The sequence below is a fragment of the Nitrosomonas supralitoralis genome (genome assembly GCF_003011925.2).
Taxonomy (GTDB): Bacteria; Pseudomonadota; Gammaproteobacteria; order Burkholderiales; family Nitrosomonadaceae; genus Nitrosomonas; species Nitrosomonas supralitoralis.
This window is the reverse complement of record NZ_PXXU01000183.1, coordinates 1-658: the sequence shown is the minus strand read 5'-3', so window position 1 is coordinate 658 and position 658 is coordinate 1. Positions and strand designations below refer to the sequence as shown.

Annotated in this window: 1 protein-coding gene; it reads left to right on the top strand. The window is 47.3% G+C overall.

All coding sequences use genetic code 11. From position 1 onward, the window contains the following. Window positions 1-15: 15 nt before the first annotated feature. Window positions 16-658 (top strand): hypothetical protein (locus C7H79_RS17330; RefSeq protein WP_197714683.1); only part of this gene is annotated, 643 nt, incomplete at its 3' end.

The window sequence follows — 658 nt, the reverse complement described above, 5'->3', positions numbered from 1 at the left end:
CTTAGCGCTTCAAAAGTGACCAAAGAACAAGCTGAATCCTGGGCAAACAGCCAGGTAATAGGGAAATCGGCAATAGCGAGACTCAAGAAGGCAAAATACCCGGAAGCGGATGTGCGCAGGGATATGGCTGAGTTCTATCGTATCTCAGGCGGTAAGCTGAGGCTCATAAAGATTGAATCCGAGCGTAGTGGACGTGCTCACGCTAAGGGTATTGGTCATTTTGAGGATGCATCAATTAACCCCGGCAATAATTTCAATAAAACTACCTTATGGCATGAAATGGCTCATCATCTTGAAGCTGATTCCGCTGCCAAGTCTGCGGCTAATGGTTATCTGCTGAAAAGGCGTCAAAGCGAAAAGGTGTTCTCATTGAGATCATTGACCGGCAATCGAGGATATGGAAGCAATGAAGGCGCCTACAAGGATGATTTTATCGATCCATATGTAGGTAAAGTGTACCGAGATCAAACCACCGAAGTATGGGCAATGGGAATTCAATATTTGGCAAACCCATACGACGCTGCAATGCTGGCATCCAAAGATCCGGAAATGGCCGCGCTGATGGCCGGATACCTGCAGGCCGAACTAACCCCGGCGATGAAACTGCTTCAATCCCTTCAGGATCAAGCAAAAGACATAGTTCAAGGAAGGCGTGATA